Raw genomic sequence first — 13241 nt, 5'->3', positions numbered from 1 at the left:
CGAGTCTCGGCAAATCGAGGTTAGGCCGGGCAAACGTCGCCGTCTACAAAATGTAGATAAGGCGTACCATCTGCGCGACGGTTGTACCGGTAGGGGCTGGGAACGAAGCGCTACTGAGCCCGTTAAGCGCCCGTGAGCCGGATGGGTGTCCGCAACGAAGACGATCTGAGCGCTGCTCACCAACCACAGCGACGAGAAACGCGAGCTCGCCGCGATCGCGGAATCGAGGGCCGCGCCGTGACGATCACGACAAAGACCGAATACGAGGCCGCCAAGAAGCGCATTGTCGAGCTTGCCGGCTGCGCCGAGGATACACCGGAGGAGCATGAGCTGATCAACTTGCAGCTCGCCGTCGAGGTCTGGGAATCGAAGAAGCGGATTGGCTAGACCGAGGCCCAAAACGAAAAAGGCCTTGGCCCGCCTGATCGGGCCGGAACGAACTGGCAAGCGCCAGGTTATTCCGGAATGGGCCGCCTCGTGATCCGCAATGAAGATGAACTCAGCGCCGCCATTGAGCAAGCCCAGGATCTCAGGGCTGCACCAGCGACGAGGAGCGCGAGCTTGCATCATCGCTGACGCCGTGAAGGTCTTTGAGGACACGTCATGATGCGTGGCGATGGCCCCTCCGTGAATCGGCGCCGGGCCGGAGTGCGTCCGACTAAGTCTGAGGCCACAGCGCGAAAAATCGTGATGGGGGCGGAGTACCAACTGGGGGATTTTGTCGATCTCCAGCGCAATTTTGCCGGTGCGCTCCGCCCTGGCCCTTTCGAGATCATCCAGCTTTTGCCGAACTGTAATGGTGAGCAGCATTACCGCGTGCGCGGCCCGGACGCCGCGCACCATGTGATTGGCCGATGCGAAATCGACGACGCGCGGTCGAACGGTTTTGGCGAAGGCACGTTGGCTGACGGGCCGGTACCTCCGCAGAAATAGGCCTTTACACGCTAAGGACGCGCGAGAGCCACATCACGCTTCAGCGCAGCGCGAAGACCTCAGCGGCATCGGCATCCACGAGCAACCCCTTGTACGACGCCTGTTGCAGCTTTCCGTCATGAGTCCAGGCCAGAAACTCCACCTCTGCGACCAACGCCGGCGTGAGCCAGCGATAGTCCTGTCGGCACCCCTTCATGCAGAGCGCCGGCTTCAGGATGATGAGTTCGTCCATCTGCTTGCGCAGCGCTGTCGCGCCGGCTTGGGTGAAGCCCGTACCGACGCTGCCTACATAGACCAGGTGATTCCGCTGGCAGGCCGCAAGCAGCAGCCGGCCGATCCCGCCTGGTGCTGTTGTCGAGGCCTCATAGCCGATAATCACGAAACGCTCTGCCTGGACGCGCTTGATCTTGAGCCAGTCGCCACGTCGCCGCCGGGCGAGCGGACCCTTGATGGCATCCCCGCCCAGCCCGGCCCTGAGAACCGGACGCGTACCCATTAAACTCACTCCCGCAATGAACCGAGTCGCAAACGAGCGGCGGAATGATTCGTTCCGTTGCGGAACCGCGGTCGAAGGCCGTCCGTTGAGCGCTCATCAGCACGTTGTGGTGAGGTGCTCCAATGGTCGCGTTGCAAGCCCCAGACGTCCGCGTCCGCCGTTCGTCGACGAGCAAACGGGAGCTGTATCGAGAGGACTGCCAGGATGAGGAAGGCAACCGCTACACGGTCATCGTCTGGCAGAACAAGCCGGGGCTCTCGACAGTCTCCTACACCCTCGATGACGGGACGCCCCTGCACTACGAGGATAAATGCTACTTCGCGCTTCCAAGCGGCAGGATGCTCACGCGGTGCGACGACTGAACAACGATTCCAACTGGCAACGTGTGAGCCATGCCCGAGAAGCCGACAGTCGAGGTCACCGTCGTCAAACCGACCATGATCGAAGTGAGTAGCGATCCGCGCGGTGACGCCACCATCCAGTTCGAAACTGTGGGCAATGCCGACATTCTCCTGGTATTGCCGATGACGGCACTCATCGCGTTGGAGGCCATGCTCGCAAAGGCCAGCCAGGAGCAGGCGAAGCACCAGCCGGTTCAATAAGGCAGTGCGCTAGGCCCTCCATCGACTCGGACGACTGGGACGCGCTCCGCTCCACGCGTGCTCGAAATTAATCCTCAAAGGCATTCTTGGAGAGGCGCAGGTCATCCGGCTGCGAGCGGACATTGATCGCAACGCTGCGCTGAAACGGCCCTTAACACGCCGGCCTTGCTGTTTGACTCCAACTGAGCTGAAGCGCGTACTGCGAGGCAAGCCAACTGCCTCCTATTTAGGCGGTTGGTATCCCCAGCTTCCGCGCCGCGCGCGGACGGGTCGGCACTCCGTGAACCCGACGGTCGAGGCGTACACGATCGCCATGCCGTGGTACGAGCCCGAGTATTTTGCGCAGCTTTGGGCGCTGGCGCAAGACCGCGATCTGATGACGAGCGACTATGAATTGGCTTGAACGCGCCCTATTAGTGATGAACGAACTGCTCGCGATGGGGCGTGCGATTGAGATGGTCACCATCCGCCCCGCCGCGTTTCTCGCCTGGCTGGCCGAGACTGGCTTGCCGAATACGGCCAGGACTCGACTTCGCTACGTTGAACTTCGCGCTACGCAGGGCGACACACACGAAAAATCCAGACGTTCGCCAACCCCGAAGGACTGACGGGCCGCTATGATAAGGACGCGCGCCGAATATAAAGCCCTTTTCCGGGCGGAATGCCCCTTTCGTCCGCGAGTGCCTAATCCTCACAGGGAACGATAATCTGTCCGGTGGTGGTAATCCGGAGCGCGGCGCTGCTATGGCTTTGAACCTGCGTCCCATCTTCGAGGGTGTAGAACCTCCGCTTCGGCCCTGAGTAACCTTGCCACACGACGACCGTGAAGACGTTCCCATCTTCATCGCAGTAGCGCTCTCGGAAAAGCTCGCGCGTCGGTGGGGCCGGGCGGGCCTTTACGCGCCTGGACGCGGTCATCCGATTGATCTGCGAGATTGGCATCTGAAGAAGCCTTTCCAGCGAACCGGGAGATGACCGCCAGCCTTCTGCGGAAGGCTGGCGGTCATAGATGCGTTACTCGATCACCTGGATGATCTTGCGGGTCTTAGGCTCCACGATCACGGTCCGGTCGTTGACGACAGTGTAGCGATAGCCCTTCGTGCCGAACTCGGCCGGCACCTCCCGATAGGTCACGCCGCTCTCCGGCAGCACGGCGCCGACGCGAACGTCCTCGCGATACCTATAGGAAGGGACTTCATGCGCCTGGACATAGGTCTTGAAGCGCGGCGTGGCGTCGCCCGCGATGCCACCGACGACGGCCCCCCCGACACCGCCGACGACCGCCCCGACGGGCCCGCCCACGATCGCGCCGCCGACAGCGCCCGTTGCAGCGCCAGCGGCCGCGCCACCGCGCGCACCTTCGGGGTTCTGTGCCAACGCGACCATCGGAAGCATCGCGATAGATGCAGCGAGAATGATCTTCTTCATCAGTCGATCTCCTGAATTTTCCCCAGACGCAGGCCGCAACTTAGAACTCCTGTAAACGGTTCCCTATACTTCCTGATTTTTTTGGATTTTACCGCCTATCCACGCGAATTCTGAATAAACATTCAGATGCTTGCTGAACATCCGTTCAGAAACGGTGCGTTGGGAATCACCCTATATTTGAAAGGCTATAACGCAGCAGATTTCCCGACGGCCGGTCACTGCTTACGCGCTGAAGCCATGACCCCTCATTTCACTCCAAGTCTGGAGCCGAACTATCCGAATGTCCGTTTCCGGGCGATGAGCCGAGGTCCGCTTACCAACCGTCTTGGGCACTCGCCCTGCACAAAAAGGCCCGGCCTCCTTTCGGAGGGCCGGGCCGATGACCGTCGTCGCGCGCAGGCGAACGGCCGCTACTGATTTCGCTGTCCTACCAGCCGATCGGGCGCTGCCGGCTCGCTTGGTGAACTGTGCCACTTCTCTTCCGGGCTCAGCTCAGGGCCGATTGCCGGTAGAGATCGAGTACCTTCCGCTTCAGATCATCGTCATCGTCCGCGACGGCCACCAGCGCAGCCACAATATAGGCTAACCGTGTGCGTTGCCGTTGCTCAAACCCATCAGGAGTGCTTGACACGACTTCGTCCCATACGGCCTTCAAAACTGCCTGTGCCCGAGCAAGGTCGACCGGGTCACTCAACGATGAATATGGCATGGCTCCTTCCTACGCCGTGGGTCGGCGCCCGAAAATTTAGGCAGTTGCATCACCGGCGCATTGATCTGAGACAAAAAATCCCGCCGGCAGAAGCCAGCGGGCAGTTCACGTTGACATTCGTGCGCCTGACCCTTGGATTGAAACCCTGGGCCAATTGATGTGGCCGCACCGCTAAACTATGCCCCGTTCGAATGCCGAGCCCTGTCAGGCTTCCGATGCCGAAGTTGAAAGGTGGGGTCTGCTGCTCGTCGGAGCTACCCACTTTGCGCGGTTGTGTCTTGCGGACGGCAGTCTCCTACAGTCTGCCATGGACGAACGGAATCCCGCAGGGGCTTTGCCGAACAGCCAAGACCAAGAGAGTCGCGGCGCGACTTTCTCATCTGCGGGAAGGTCGTCTTACCGAGGCAGCGCAGCGCTTGTAATTCTCGCGGCAAGTCTGCCCATCATGGCCTCGGGCGGAACTTTTTTCGTCGATGCGCCGAGATGAGGTACGCGCTTGGCGCGATGGCTGGGCTCGTTGCCCTCGGCCTGGCCAGCTTGGTCTTGTGGGATGGCGGCACCCCCACCGACAGTTCTCAGCCGACTACAATTGCACTGGCCGTTCTGGGGGATTCCAGCAGCCATTCCTATCAGGATAGTCTGAGCTTCCCGCCGGGTTCCGCTGACCGCGGCGGTGCATTTCGTGCCCGCACCTTCCAGTGGACCGAAGTGCTGGCGCGCCTGCGTGGCAACGAGCTCAATCTTGGGCCGTGGGTGCGATGGGGACGTTCTAACCAAATGACTTGGTTGCGCGACTTAGTCGGGCTACACGCCGGTCGAACGCCAAGGAAGGAGGATTACCTTTACAATTTCGCGAATTCCGGCGCCACCTGCAAGAATTTGATGGGCGGACCGCTACAGCGTTATCCTCAGGCGCCGCGGCTGGTAGAGCTGATGGACCATGCCCCAGGGCGTTGGCGCAACGGCGTCGTCGTCATTCGGATAGGCAACAATGATTGGTCGGCCGTGCTCGATGATCAGGCACGCGATCCTAAGGCACCTAAGGTCCGCGCTGCGGCGGCCTATTGCGTGGAACAAATCGCTGCTGCCATCCGCCTCATCCATGCCGCCCATCCAGAGACCCGCATCTTACTGGTCGGCGTGGATAATCAGGTGAATGACCCTGAGGTCTTCGACAGATACCGCCCGACGCTTGGCAACATTCAAACGGCCTTCGATGGTTTCAACGCTCAGATGCGTGAGCTAACCAGTGCCGACGCACGAACCGCCTTCTTCGACCTCGGAGACTGGTTTCGAGACCGTTGGGGCCCACGCGGGTCCGACGCAACGCCAGTCTTCAGGTCAGTCACCATCGACGGAAAGCTGCGCGTCACCAACACAGTCGGTGATGAGCCGAATAATGTGGAAGTGGCTGATCATCACGGTGGCCTTGTAGTGAATGCACTATGGGCACAGTCGCTTGTGGGTCGCCTGCGCGAGGCCTTCGACCTGCCTTTGACACCGAACAGCGACGAGGAAGTGGCTCGTTTCATTGCCGCTCCTTGAGCTGTCCGTTCGAACCGGTGCCAATGAAGTGTCGCGGGCGAGCGTAAGTCCACGAGCATTTGCTTCGCAGCGGCTCGTTGATTTGGCTCGAGGAGAATGGCCCGGCTCGCGAGCCGATATCGCGCCAAGTTGCGCACCGCGGCCGGGTCTATCCGGCCGATCACCGGAGCAGAAACACCCGGCAATAACGACCAACGTTCACACACCGTATTGGTTTGTCGCCCAGCCAGCGGGCTCCCAGGCCTGAGGGCATAACCTCCCCTAAGCTAGCGCCGCGCAGTCACGGATGTTATTCTCCATGGCATTCTTGCAAAATCGAAGGCGCCTTCTGATCTGTTTGATTGCAAATTTGCCAATTCGGCTGGGGGTTCGGACGCGACCTGGAACCGGATCGACTGAGCCAGGCCCGGCGGAAAAATCCCGCCGGAGAGGGTTAGGCTGTCGCTAGAGGTTTGCTGTGATGCCTGCAAATGCAGAAGGGAAACAGGGCGGCGGCAAGTTCAGGCCAGGGCGGTCGGGCAACCCGGCTGGCAAGGCAAAGGGCACTCGCCACAAGGTTACGCTCGCCATCGAGGCTTTGCTGGAAGGCGAGGCCGGCGCCCTCACACGCAAGGCGATCGAACTCGGGCTCGCCGGCGACATGACGGCGCTGCGGCTGTGTATGGATCGACTGGCGCCTGCCCGTCGCGACCGACCCGTCACCTTCGACCTTCCCAGGATCGAGACGGTGGCCGATCTGCCCAAGGCGACGCAGGCCATCCTGGAGGCGGTCGCGGCGGGCGAGCTGACGCCGTCCGAAGCCGCCGAACTCGGCCGGCTGGTCGATGCCCATGCCAAGGCCATCGAGGTCACCGATCTGCACCGCAGGCTTGAGGTACTGGAAGGAGGGCGAGCATGATGAACGCCGTCCACCGTCGCCTCACCAGGCTGGAGGCCCGGCGCCGTCCCGTATCGGATCACCGGTCGAAGGCCGCGCGCGACGCTCGCGTGGCCGCTGTGTTGGCTGACCCCGAATGGGCGGAGCAGATCAGTGCCGAGCTAATCGGGCAGCCTGGCTACGCCCCTCGCGCCGTTGCAGCAGTCCGCGCCGCGATGAGGGCGGATACATGACGGCCCTCCAACGCCGCCTCAGGGAGCTGGAGCGGAGGTATGCCGGCGACAATCGGACAGCCGTCGCCTTCGTGCTCTGGGAGCGGTCGGCGGAGGCTCTCCAGCAGGCCTACGAGCACGCGCTCGCGGCTGGAGCCGTAAGGCGGGGCGATCCGATCATCATGGGCGTGATGCCCGGGCCTGCTGAGTTGCCGGAAGCACGGTGGAGCGATGTTCCGGGGCTTTCCGACACTGAGCTGATGGCGCTCTTTTCAGATGCCGAGCCTTGTGACCGGCTCGATCAAACGCGGGGCAGCCGCGCTGTGGGGCTGATGTCCGACGCCGCGTTGAATGCCGCCATCATTGCGAGCGCAGCGAGGCCGGCGCCATGATGCGATTGTCACAGCGCATCGCGAAACTGGAGACACGTGTCAGCGGTGGTGTGCGCTACGATATCAGCGCCCACCCGCTGAGCGATGCAGAAAGGGACGGCGTCGAGGCTGGAGCCGATATCGCGTTCGACGAGACGGATGGCCAGAGCCCGATGACGGAAGCTGAATGGCAGGCCGCTTTTTGCCGTGAACGAGAAGCCCGTTAACGCCCGCTCCGCGCAAAACCTACAAAGTTCCCCTTATCCGGACGTCCAGTTTTCCCCAGCCAGCTCTAGAGTTGGGGATAGGAGCCAGACTTTATGCCGGCGTGAGGAGAATGGTCGAGCCGTCGCGGTCGCTGGTCGTGTTGCCCAACTATTCAATCATTTATCTGGGTACAGACCCCTTCAGGCGAGTAGCCTCCGCGGCGGTCAAGTAGCCGGTACTTTTGACGCCAATGCTGGCCTGGAAACGACGGATGGCGGCACGGGTCGACCGACCGAATTTTCCATCAACGGGTCCTTGGTAGTAGTCCAGGCGCTGTAATAATTGCTGGACCTGTCGTCGGTCCGATTCAGACATTTGGCCCTCAGCAGGCAGGGTTGCCGTTGAGGCCGAAGGCGTTGCCGAGGGAGGTTTTGTTGCCTGCACTCGCTCCGCTGTCGCGGGTGGGCTTGGCGGCGTGGCCGGGGATGCCGCGGGCTCGTTGGACTGTGCGCTCACAGGTGGGGTGGAGGACGGTCTAAGCGCAGGCGCAGGCGCTGGAGGCGGAGCACTGGCTTGAAGCGAAGGCGCTGGAGGGGGGGCACTGCCCTCAGGTGCAGACGCTGAAGGCGGAGTACTGGCCTGAGGCGCAGGCGCCGGAGGCGGAGCACTGGCCTGAGGCGCGGGCGCGGGAGGCGGAGTACTGGCATGAGGTGCCGCTGGGATTGCGCCAGTCGTACCCGACAGAGCAGCGGTGTGCGAGCTTTCGTGGAACTCCCGGTAAGCTATACCGGCGACTAAGAGTGCGGCGACAGCGAGGGAGCCCAAAGTCAAGCTCGTCTTCATGCCCATCGGCAGCGCTCCTTTGCTTGGTTTCTTGCCACAAACAGCTACAACAGCTGACCCGAGAGGATTTGGTGGACCGCCGGAGTTGGAGTTTCCGGCGTTCGATCACGGCGGGGAGTTGGGTGCTCCCGGATTCTGCAGCAGGATCGGCGGCAGGCATCCGAGGATGCCGCGCTGACAACGAGATAGGCGCTCGGTTGGTTCCCACAAGGTTCCCGACGCGGCCACAAGCTTCGCGACACGGCAGCGTCGAGATGCGGGCACGCAACTATTCCGGGGATAATCGGTTCTGAGTTCGGAACAGCGAAGGCCGCGCGCCGTTGCCTTCAAACCTGCCGCCCGCCGCTGCCGCTCATGCACCTCTAGGAGACCCCGTCATGGAAGATGGCTTCAAGGCTATGTCTCGAAGTGCCGATGAGCTCGCCGCTCAGGGCCAGAGCGAAGCGGTAGAAGTAATCGAAGAAGTCACTGATGCAGCCTCGGAAAGCGTCAGTGAATTTCAGCAGCTGCTCATCGATGAAATCCAGGCTCGGCCGTTGCGGGCGCTGGGGTGGGCAGCGGCAGCAGGCGTCGTGCTCGGCTTCTGGGCGGCTCGATAGCTTGTGGGCGCGTTGCTCGCCTACTTCACCGCTCACGCCACGGCGGCGATTAAGCGCGTAGCCCTTAGCCATGGACTGCTCGCTGTCGCGGCACTCATCACCATTTTTGCGCTCGGATATGCGATTGACGCGGGCCACACTGTGCTCGCGCTTCGGTTCGGGCTGGTAACCGCCAGCTTGATCGTCGCTGCCGTGTTTCTCGGTGTTGCGATTGGCTGTGGAGTAACCGCGTATTTCATCAGCAGGCGGCCCCGTGCACGCGTCTCTTCGGCGAGTTCACCGTACAGCCATCCCCCATACCCGAATCCGTACTCCGGGCAGTTTTTGATCGGAGTTGGGACGGGCCTGGCAGGGCTTATCAGCCTAGCGGCGCTGCTGATCCGGTTTAGGCGCCGCCGTTGGGCGCGTGCGAGGTGACGCGACCACCGACATCACCGACGCTCGCCCCGACGCCAGCGCTCGGGCTCGATGAACGTCCCGGCATGCATGCCGACATGGGCTGACAATACTTCGACATACGCCTTGGAATAGCGGGCTCCGCCATAGCGCCAGTATGGGACTGCCCAGCTTTGGCTCATCATTTCGCTTCCAACGTCGAGCTCGGCTGCATTCGTGCAGGTGGCCACCTCTCGCCCGTAGCACCGCGCATCTACGCCGTGGCGAATTAGCCCGGCAAGCGCGTCTCGAGAATCCCGCCCACATGGCGTCGCCTTCCCTGCGTCCGATCGGCAGACTTGGCTCAGCCATGGCGCGGTTCCGCTCTCTCGGTTGACCCGGCATCCGGCCGGGCGCGGTTGGTGCGGCGCTCCGGCTCATGGGCCGGCCTCAGTGTCTCGTGGGGGGCTGGAGACGCGCCAGCCGCTCGGCTTCTGAGCGGGGCAGTCCACGGCGCGCTCCTCGAATGCCGCCATCGCGTCGTCGTCGAGCGAGGTGAAAAATTCACGGATTCCCGCCCGGAGCGAACCGACAAAACCCCCAAAATAGGTGGCTCGGGTATTTTGTGGGTTTTGGGGGTTTCACTTCCGGCCATCCGCCGCTTTTTTTCATGCTCACGACGGCGCTCCAGCCACTTGCCCATCGTCAGCCCTCCACCAGGATGTTGGGGTTCCACTCGTAGGCGACCGTTGGCCTGCCCGCCCCGACATGACCCCGACGGGCCTCGCGGCAGTGGCAGGTTCCCAGCAGCACTTCGATGGCCGATTGGACCGCATCTTTGTCGGTCAGGCCGGTCCAGTCCTTCTTGTGCACGTCTCGGACGGTAAAGGTTTTCGGAAGCAGCCCGCGCCGCTCGACGATCAGACGAGCGCCTTCCTCCGCCATTGTCTGGCCAGAGGCATAGAGGCGGTTCGCATGGGTGCGCAGATAGTCTGCCCAGCCGAGAGCCCGCAGGAGGGAATCTACGCCGATCAGGTCGTCGCCGTCGCCCTCGATCAGGTCGAAGATGAGCGCAAGGCTGGCGACCGTCTTCGGCATCTTGAGGAGATGGCTCTCCAGCGCCGAGGGCAGGGCGCCGGAGCGGGCCTCAATCTGAATGCCTTCCATCCACTCGCGGAAAGCATCCTGCGCCGCCGGTTCGAACCGCATGATGCGGGGCTCCCCGTCAGGCGTCGCCGGCATGTCCCGCATGTCGCGGAAGATCCGATCCACGGCGATCCGGGCCGAGGCATCCGGCGATCGGTCCACCCATTTCCACGACGCGCTGGGATCGGGCCAGACAGTCATCTGGAGGCGCTGGAGCAGGCCGTCATTGCTGGAGCCCGAGACCGCGCCTCTGACCAACGGGATGATGCGGGAGGGCTGGACGCCGCCGATGATGGAGAGCGTGCAGGACGGGATGTGTTTGGTGCCCCCCGCCCAATCCGGTCGAAGGTGAACGAGCCATCGCCGTTATACGCCTCCAGATAGAAGGCACGTTCGCCCTGGCAGTCCTCGTCCTCCATCCGGGCCAGGAAGCCGGGCAACTCGTCGCGGATGAGCAGGAGCCCGTTGGGGTTTTCGTTGAGCAGCTCGCCGAGCTTCTCAACTGTCGCGTCGTTGACGATGAGGCGGGGGCAAGGTGGCGGCTCCTCACCGTCATCCTGCGATTCCTTCAGGAGCCTGCGGGCGTCCTCTCGATCGCCGGCCTTCATCGCCTTGGCCGCCTTGCTCTTCGCTGCCTTGGCGCTGAGTTCGGCAAGCGCCTCGTCCTCGGCAATCGCGGCGCAACGCTGCTCCCAAAGATCCCGCATTTCGTCCTCGAGCTTGTAAATCGGCGCCAGCGCCGCCCGCATCGCCGGAGATTTCATCGCCGAGGGCGGGCCGATCTCGACACCCCAGAGGTTGGGCACGACGGTCCAGTCGTCATGCTGCTTGGGACTGACGCGAACCTGGTTTCCGACAACGGCAGCGATGCCGCAGAGAAGCGCGACGGCCACGAAATCGCGCGGGCTTTGCTGGCGTTCCGCAACATCGAAAACGTAACCGCGCAGCCGGTTCGGGAGCAGATCGGCGGCGAAGCCTGCAACCGGAGGGAGCGCCGTGACGATCGGCTCGGGACGTGGCCATTCGCCGTCGGCCCGGTCAGAATCCTGGCGTCGGGCATCGCTGGTCTGGCTGAGGAGGAGGGCCGGCGCGAAAGGCGCCGGCTTGATGTCGAGGTCGGAGAGATCAATCTTGTCAAAGGCCATCAGCGCGTCTCCGATTTGGAATCGGCGCTCTTGCCGAGATCGTTCAGGACGCCCGCCACAAAGCGGGTGCGGGCGACGAGCTGACGCACCGAATACGCAAGGCCCGCGAAATCGCGGGTTTCCATGTGCGATTGTGCGATGCCGGCATAGATGCTCACGAAGCCGAGTTGCTCGAAAAGGGCGGGCTCGATGTCGATTGCCGAGGCGGCGGCGCTGTCGGGAGGGAGACCAGCCATCAGCGGGCCCCCCGAAGGAGGCCGGCATGAGTGGCGATGACGAGCGCGAGAGGCTCGGAGACAGCGACGCGGCGCAGAATGCTGTTGAGAGCAAGTCGCTGTGTGTTAAGGTCGAAATTGCTAGCTCCCCAGCGAAGCAGTTCCGACCCTGCGGTCGCCGTAAACGGCGCCGTGGGGTTTTTCGTCTTCAGCATGGCTCAGGCGACCTCCAGATCGGCGGAGGGGAGCGAGGCAAGCCAGGCCTTGAAGTCTTCGGCCAGGATCAGCGTCTGTCGGCCGTTCTTGCGAGCCTTAAGCTCGCCGGTCTTCAGCAGCCGATAGACCTTGCGCCGGCTCATGCGAGCCTGAAGCGCTACGTCATCGAGAGTGAGGGCGACGGGTTCCACGTTGGGGGTCTCCAATCCCGCCATCCGGCGCCGGCTTCATGCCGTTGCGCGTCGTGGCGTGGATGGAGGTTGAAGGCGCAAAAATGCGCCGCAACAGCGCAGAAATGCGCGGAACGGCGCAGAAATGCGCCAGCGATTTTGCGCGACGGAAAGAAATGATATCAATGGGTTAGCTCGTGAATAATTTTTTGTCCACATGGTGGATCAGTCGGGAAATATCCTTTGTTTGGGTAGGCAACGCCGGCAGTTGCTCGTCCTGCGCCTTCTCAACGCGCTCGTGCCACTCCCGGACGGCTTCAACGCGCGTTGCTATATTTTTGCCGCGGCCCGCGTCAGATCCGAAACAATCTCGGAGGGCTATCGCCACAACAAGCTGCTTTCCCTTGAGAGGCGCGCCGAAGCGGTCGTGAATCGTGAGGACGCGGCGAATCTGGCGAACCTCGTTGATGTCCTTCCGTGTGAGGCCAATTTCGGAAACCGTAGGGGCACTGTCCTGGCTCGGAACATTGCCCGCTAGATCGCCTTCGGCATCTAGGGGCGTCGGCGGCAGCCCTAGGAGCAGGGCTTTAGCCTTGTCAAACCAAGCAGTGAACTTAGCGATATCAACCCAAACGTCTTCCCATGAGACGTCGCCATCGTGACGCTTTCTCAAAATCAGGTCTAAGGAAGAATTGGAAGGCATGCTCATGATGGCCGATTTATCGCCCCAGACATCCAGACCACGTTTCTCGCCGGGTTGCCTGTCGAAATACTTATGCGGTATCGAGATGGACAGTGTCTCGCCAGTCTTTCTGCCGGTCAGCGGCAGAAGACGTTCGGCGCATGCTTCATTGAAAAGATGTTCGAACTTCAGCCAGAAATCCTTTTTTGCTGTCCTGACGAAGTTCCGGCAATGAGTGGTAGATTGAGCCGGGAGCCGGATAGTCGGCGAGTCGATCCAATTCTTCTATTTCTTTTCGGGATAGATCACCCGCCAAGCTCCAGCCATAGAAGGCCCAGGTCACCGCTTTCTGGAGGCTGATTCTTTCGCCTTCCGGAATGCCCTTCGTAATACTCACTCGCCGCACCCCTCGACGCACCGTTGGGATCATAGGGGCGGCGGGGCGGTGCTTCCCCACTCGTCGCCTGGCC

At 62.2% G+C, this 13241-nt stretch carries 19 protein-coding genes; 9 read left to right on the top strand and 10 right to left on the bottom strand.

Annotated features, from left to right (window positions below; translation table 11 throughout):
- Nucleotides 1–237: 237 nt before the first annotated feature.
- Together NWE53_RS14835 and NWE53_RS14830 are read left to right on the top strand one after the other, a co-directional pair.
- Nucleotides 238–387 carry a hypothetical protein gene (locus NWE53_RS14835; RefSeq protein ID WP_265050154.1) on the top strand — a complete coding sequence of 50 codons (150 nt, stop codon included), beginning with the start codon at nt 238–240 and terminating at the stop codon, nt 385–387.
- Between the two features lie 216 nt (nt 388–603).
- Complete coding sequence (locus NWE53_RS14830; protein ID WP_265050153.1) at nt 604–933, top strand: hypothetical protein; 330 nt, start codon at nt 604–606, stop codon at nt 931–933.
- Nucleotides 934–973: 40 nt separating this feature from the next.
- On the opposite strand, the gene NWE53_RS14825 is transcribed toward NWE53_RS14830, so the two are convergent.
- Entirely contained in the window at nt 974–1429 is a 456-nt protein-coding gene (locus NWE53_RS14825; protein ID WP_265050152.1) for an ATP dependent DNA ligase, read from the bottom strand.
- Nucleotides 1430–1551: 122 nt separating this feature from the next.
- Between NWE53_RS14825 and NWE53_RS14820 the strand changes: the two genes are divergently transcribed.
- From NWE53_RS14820 to NWE53_RS14810, 3 genes are all read left to right on the top strand, one after another.
- Nucleotides 1552–1791: a hypothetical protein gene (locus NWE53_RS14820; protein WP_265050151.1), complete on the top strand. Its 240-nt coding sequence runs from the start codon at nt 1552–1554 to the stop codon at nt 1789–1791.
- A gap of 30 nt (nt 1792–1821) precedes the next feature.
- Nucleotides 1822–2031: a hypothetical protein gene (locus NWE53_RS14815; RefSeq protein WP_265050150.1), complete on the top strand. Its 210-nt coding sequence runs from the start codon at nt 1822–1824 to the stop codon at nt 2029–2031.
- 280 nt (nt 2032–2311) lie between these two features.
- Nucleotides 2312–2434, top strand: a complete 123-nt coding sequence (locus NWE53_RS14810) for a hypothetical protein (RefSeq protein ID WP_265050149.1) — start codon at nt 2312–2314, stop codon at nt 2432–2434.
- A gap of 611 nt (nt 2435–3045) precedes the next feature.
- Here NWE53_RS14810 and NWE53_RS14805 read toward each other — a convergent pair.
- Nucleotides 3046–3462 (bottom strand): DUF1236 domain-containing protein, encoded by a 417-nt coding sequence (locus tag NWE53_RS14805; protein WP_265054916.1) that lies wholly within the window; start codon nt 3460–3462, stop codon nt 3046–3048.
- A 1189-nt stretch (nt 3463–4651) separates the two neighbouring features.
- Between NWE53_RS14805 and NWE53_RS14800 the strand changes: the two genes are divergently transcribed.
- The 4 genes from NWE53_RS14800 (at nt 4652) to NWE53_RS14785 (ending at nt 7400) form a co-directional block, all read left to right on the top strand.
- Nucleotides 4652–5713: an SGNH/GDSL hydrolase family protein gene (locus NWE53_RS14800; RefSeq protein WP_265050148.1), complete on the top strand. Its 1062-nt coding sequence runs from the start codon at nt 4652–4654 to the stop codon at nt 5711–5713.
- 460 nt (nt 5714–6173) lie between these two features.
- The gene (locus NWE53_RS14795) at nt 6174–6611 is read left to right on the top strand and encodes a DUF5681 domain-containing protein (RefSeq protein WP_265050147.1); all 438 of its coding nucleotides are present in this window, start codon (nt 6174–6176) and stop codon (nt 6609–6611) included.
- Nucleotides 6612–6819: 208 nt separating this feature from the next.
- Nucleotides 6820–7194, top strand: a complete 375-nt coding sequence (locus tag NWE53_RS14790; RefSeq protein WP_265050146.1) for a hypothetical protein — start codon at nt 6820–6822, stop codon at nt 7192–7194.
- Nucleotides 7191–7400 carry a hypothetical protein gene (locus NWE53_RS14785; protein ID WP_265050145.1) on the top strand — a complete coding sequence of 70 codons (210 nt, stop codon included), beginning with the start codon at nt 7191–7193 and terminating at the stop codon, nt 7398–7400. Before NWE53_RS14790 ends, NWE53_RS14785 begins: the two co-directional genes overlap by 4 nt.
- Before the next feature lie 160 nt (nt 7401–7560).
- Here NWE53_RS14785 and NWE53_RS30040 read toward each other — a convergent pair whose 3' ends face one another.
- From NWE53_RS30040 to NWE53_RS14750, 8 genes are all read right to left on the bottom strand, one after another.
- The gene (locus NWE53_RS30040; protein ID WP_442864834.1) at nt 7561–7755 is read right to left on the bottom strand and encodes a peptidoglycan-binding domain-containing protein; all 195 of its coding nucleotides are present in this window, start codon (nt 7753–7755) and stop codon (nt 7561–7563) included.
- 830 nt (nt 7756–8585) lie between these two features.
- Nucleotides 8586–8960 carry a hypothetical protein gene (locus tag NWE53_RS14780; protein WP_265050144.1) on the bottom strand — a complete coding sequence of 125 codons (375 nt, stop codon included), beginning with the start codon at nt 8958–8960 and terminating at the stop codon, nt 8586–8588.
- Between the two features lie 942 nt (nt 8961–9902).
- Nucleotides 9903–10634 carry a DUF3987 domain-containing protein gene (locus NWE53_RS14775; protein WP_331489881.1) on the bottom strand — a complete coding sequence of 244 codons (732 nt, stop codon included), beginning with the start codon at nt 10632–10634 and terminating at the stop codon, nt 9903–9905.
- Nucleotides 10541–11488, bottom strand: coding sequence for a YfjI family protein (locus tag NWE53_RS14770; protein ID WP_265050143.1), 948 nt, complete (start codon nt 11486–11488; stop codon nt 10541–10543). Before NWE53_RS14770 ends, NWE53_RS14775 begins: the two co-directional genes overlap by 94 nt.
- Nucleotides 11488–11724 (bottom strand): hypothetical protein, encoded by a 237-nt coding sequence (locus NWE53_RS14765; RefSeq protein WP_265050142.1) that lies wholly within the window; start codon nt 11722–11724, stop codon nt 11488–11490. The genes NWE53_RS14770 and NWE53_RS14765 overlap by 1 nt, the downstream gene beginning before the upstream one ends.
- Nucleotides 11725–11921: 197 nt before the next feature.
- Nucleotides 11922–12110, bottom strand: coding sequence for a helix-turn-helix domain-containing protein (locus tag NWE53_RS14760; RefSeq protein ID WP_265050141.1), 189 nt, complete (start codon nt 12108–12110; stop codon nt 11922–11924).
- A gap of 169 nt (nt 12111–12279) precedes the next feature.
- Nucleotides 12280–12798 (bottom strand): hypothetical protein, encoded by a 519-nt coding sequence (locus NWE53_RS14755; protein WP_265050140.1) that lies wholly within the window; start codon nt 12796–12798, stop codon nt 12280–12282.
- 139 nt (nt 12799–12937) lie between these two features.
- Nucleotides 12938–13168, bottom strand: coding sequence for a hypothetical protein (locus tag NWE53_RS14750; protein ID WP_265050139.1), 231 nt, complete (start codon nt 13166–13168; stop codon nt 12938–12940).
- Nucleotides 13169–13241 lie beyond the last annotated feature (73 nt).

Source organism: Bosea sp. NBC_00550 (genome assembly GCF_026020075.1).
Taxonomy (GTDB): domain Bacteria; phylum Pseudomonadota; class Alphaproteobacteria; order Rhizobiales; family Beijerinckiaceae; genus Allobosea.
This window is presented reverse-complemented; position numbering and strand designations above follow the sequence as displayed.

Excerpts from the sequence above, each read along its gene's own strand:
- NWE53_RS14830 (WP_265050153.1), top strand. The coding sequence starts at position 604 with ATGATGCGTGGCGATGGCCCCTCCGTGAATCGGCGCCGGGCCGGAGTG.
- NWE53_RS14825 (WP_265050152.1), bottom strand. The coding sequence starts at position 1,429 with ATGGGTACGCGTCCGGTTCTCAGGGCCGGGCTGGGCGGGGATGCCATC.
- NWE53_RS14820 (WP_265050151.1), top strand. The coding sequence starts at position 1,552 with ATGGTCGCGTTGCAAGCCCCAGACGTCCGCGTCCGCCGTTCGTCGACG.
- NWE53_RS14815 (WP_265050150.1), top strand. The coding sequence starts at position 1,822 with ATGCCCGAGAAGCCGACAGTCGAGGTCACCGTCGTCAAACCGACCATG.
- NWE53_RS14800 (WP_265050148.1), top strand. The coding sequence starts at position 4,652 with ATGAGGTACGCGCTTGGCGCGATGGCTGGGCTCGTTGCCCTCGGCCTG.
- NWE53_RS14795 (WP_265050147.1), top strand. The coding sequence starts at position 6,174 with ATGCCTGCAAATGCAGAAGGGAAACAGGGCGGCGGCAAGTTCAGGCCA.
- NWE53_RS14790 (WP_265050146.1), top strand. The coding sequence starts at position 6,820 with ATGACGGCCCTCCAACGCCGCCTCAGGGAGCTGGAGCGGAGGTATGCC.
- NWE53_RS14785 (WP_265050145.1), top strand. The coding sequence starts at position 7,191 with ATGATGCGATTGTCACAGCGCATCGCGAAACTGGAGACACGTGTCAGC.
- NWE53_RS30040 (WP_442864834.1), bottom strand. The coding sequence starts at position 7,755 with ATGTCTGAATCGGACCGACGACAGGTCCAGCAATTATTACAGCGCCTG.
- NWE53_RS14770 (WP_265050143.1), bottom strand. The coding sequence starts at position 11,488 with ATGGCCTTTGACAAGATTGATCTCTCCGACCTCGACATCAAGCCGGCG.
- NWE53_RS14765 (WP_265050142.1), bottom strand. The coding sequence starts at position 11,724 with ATGGCTGGTCTCCCTCCCGACAGCGCCGCCGCCTCGGCAATCGACATC.
- NWE53_RS14755 (WP_265050140.1), bottom strand. The coding sequence starts at position 12,798 with ATGAGCATGCCTTCCAATTCTTCCTTAGACCTGATTTTGAGAAAGCGT.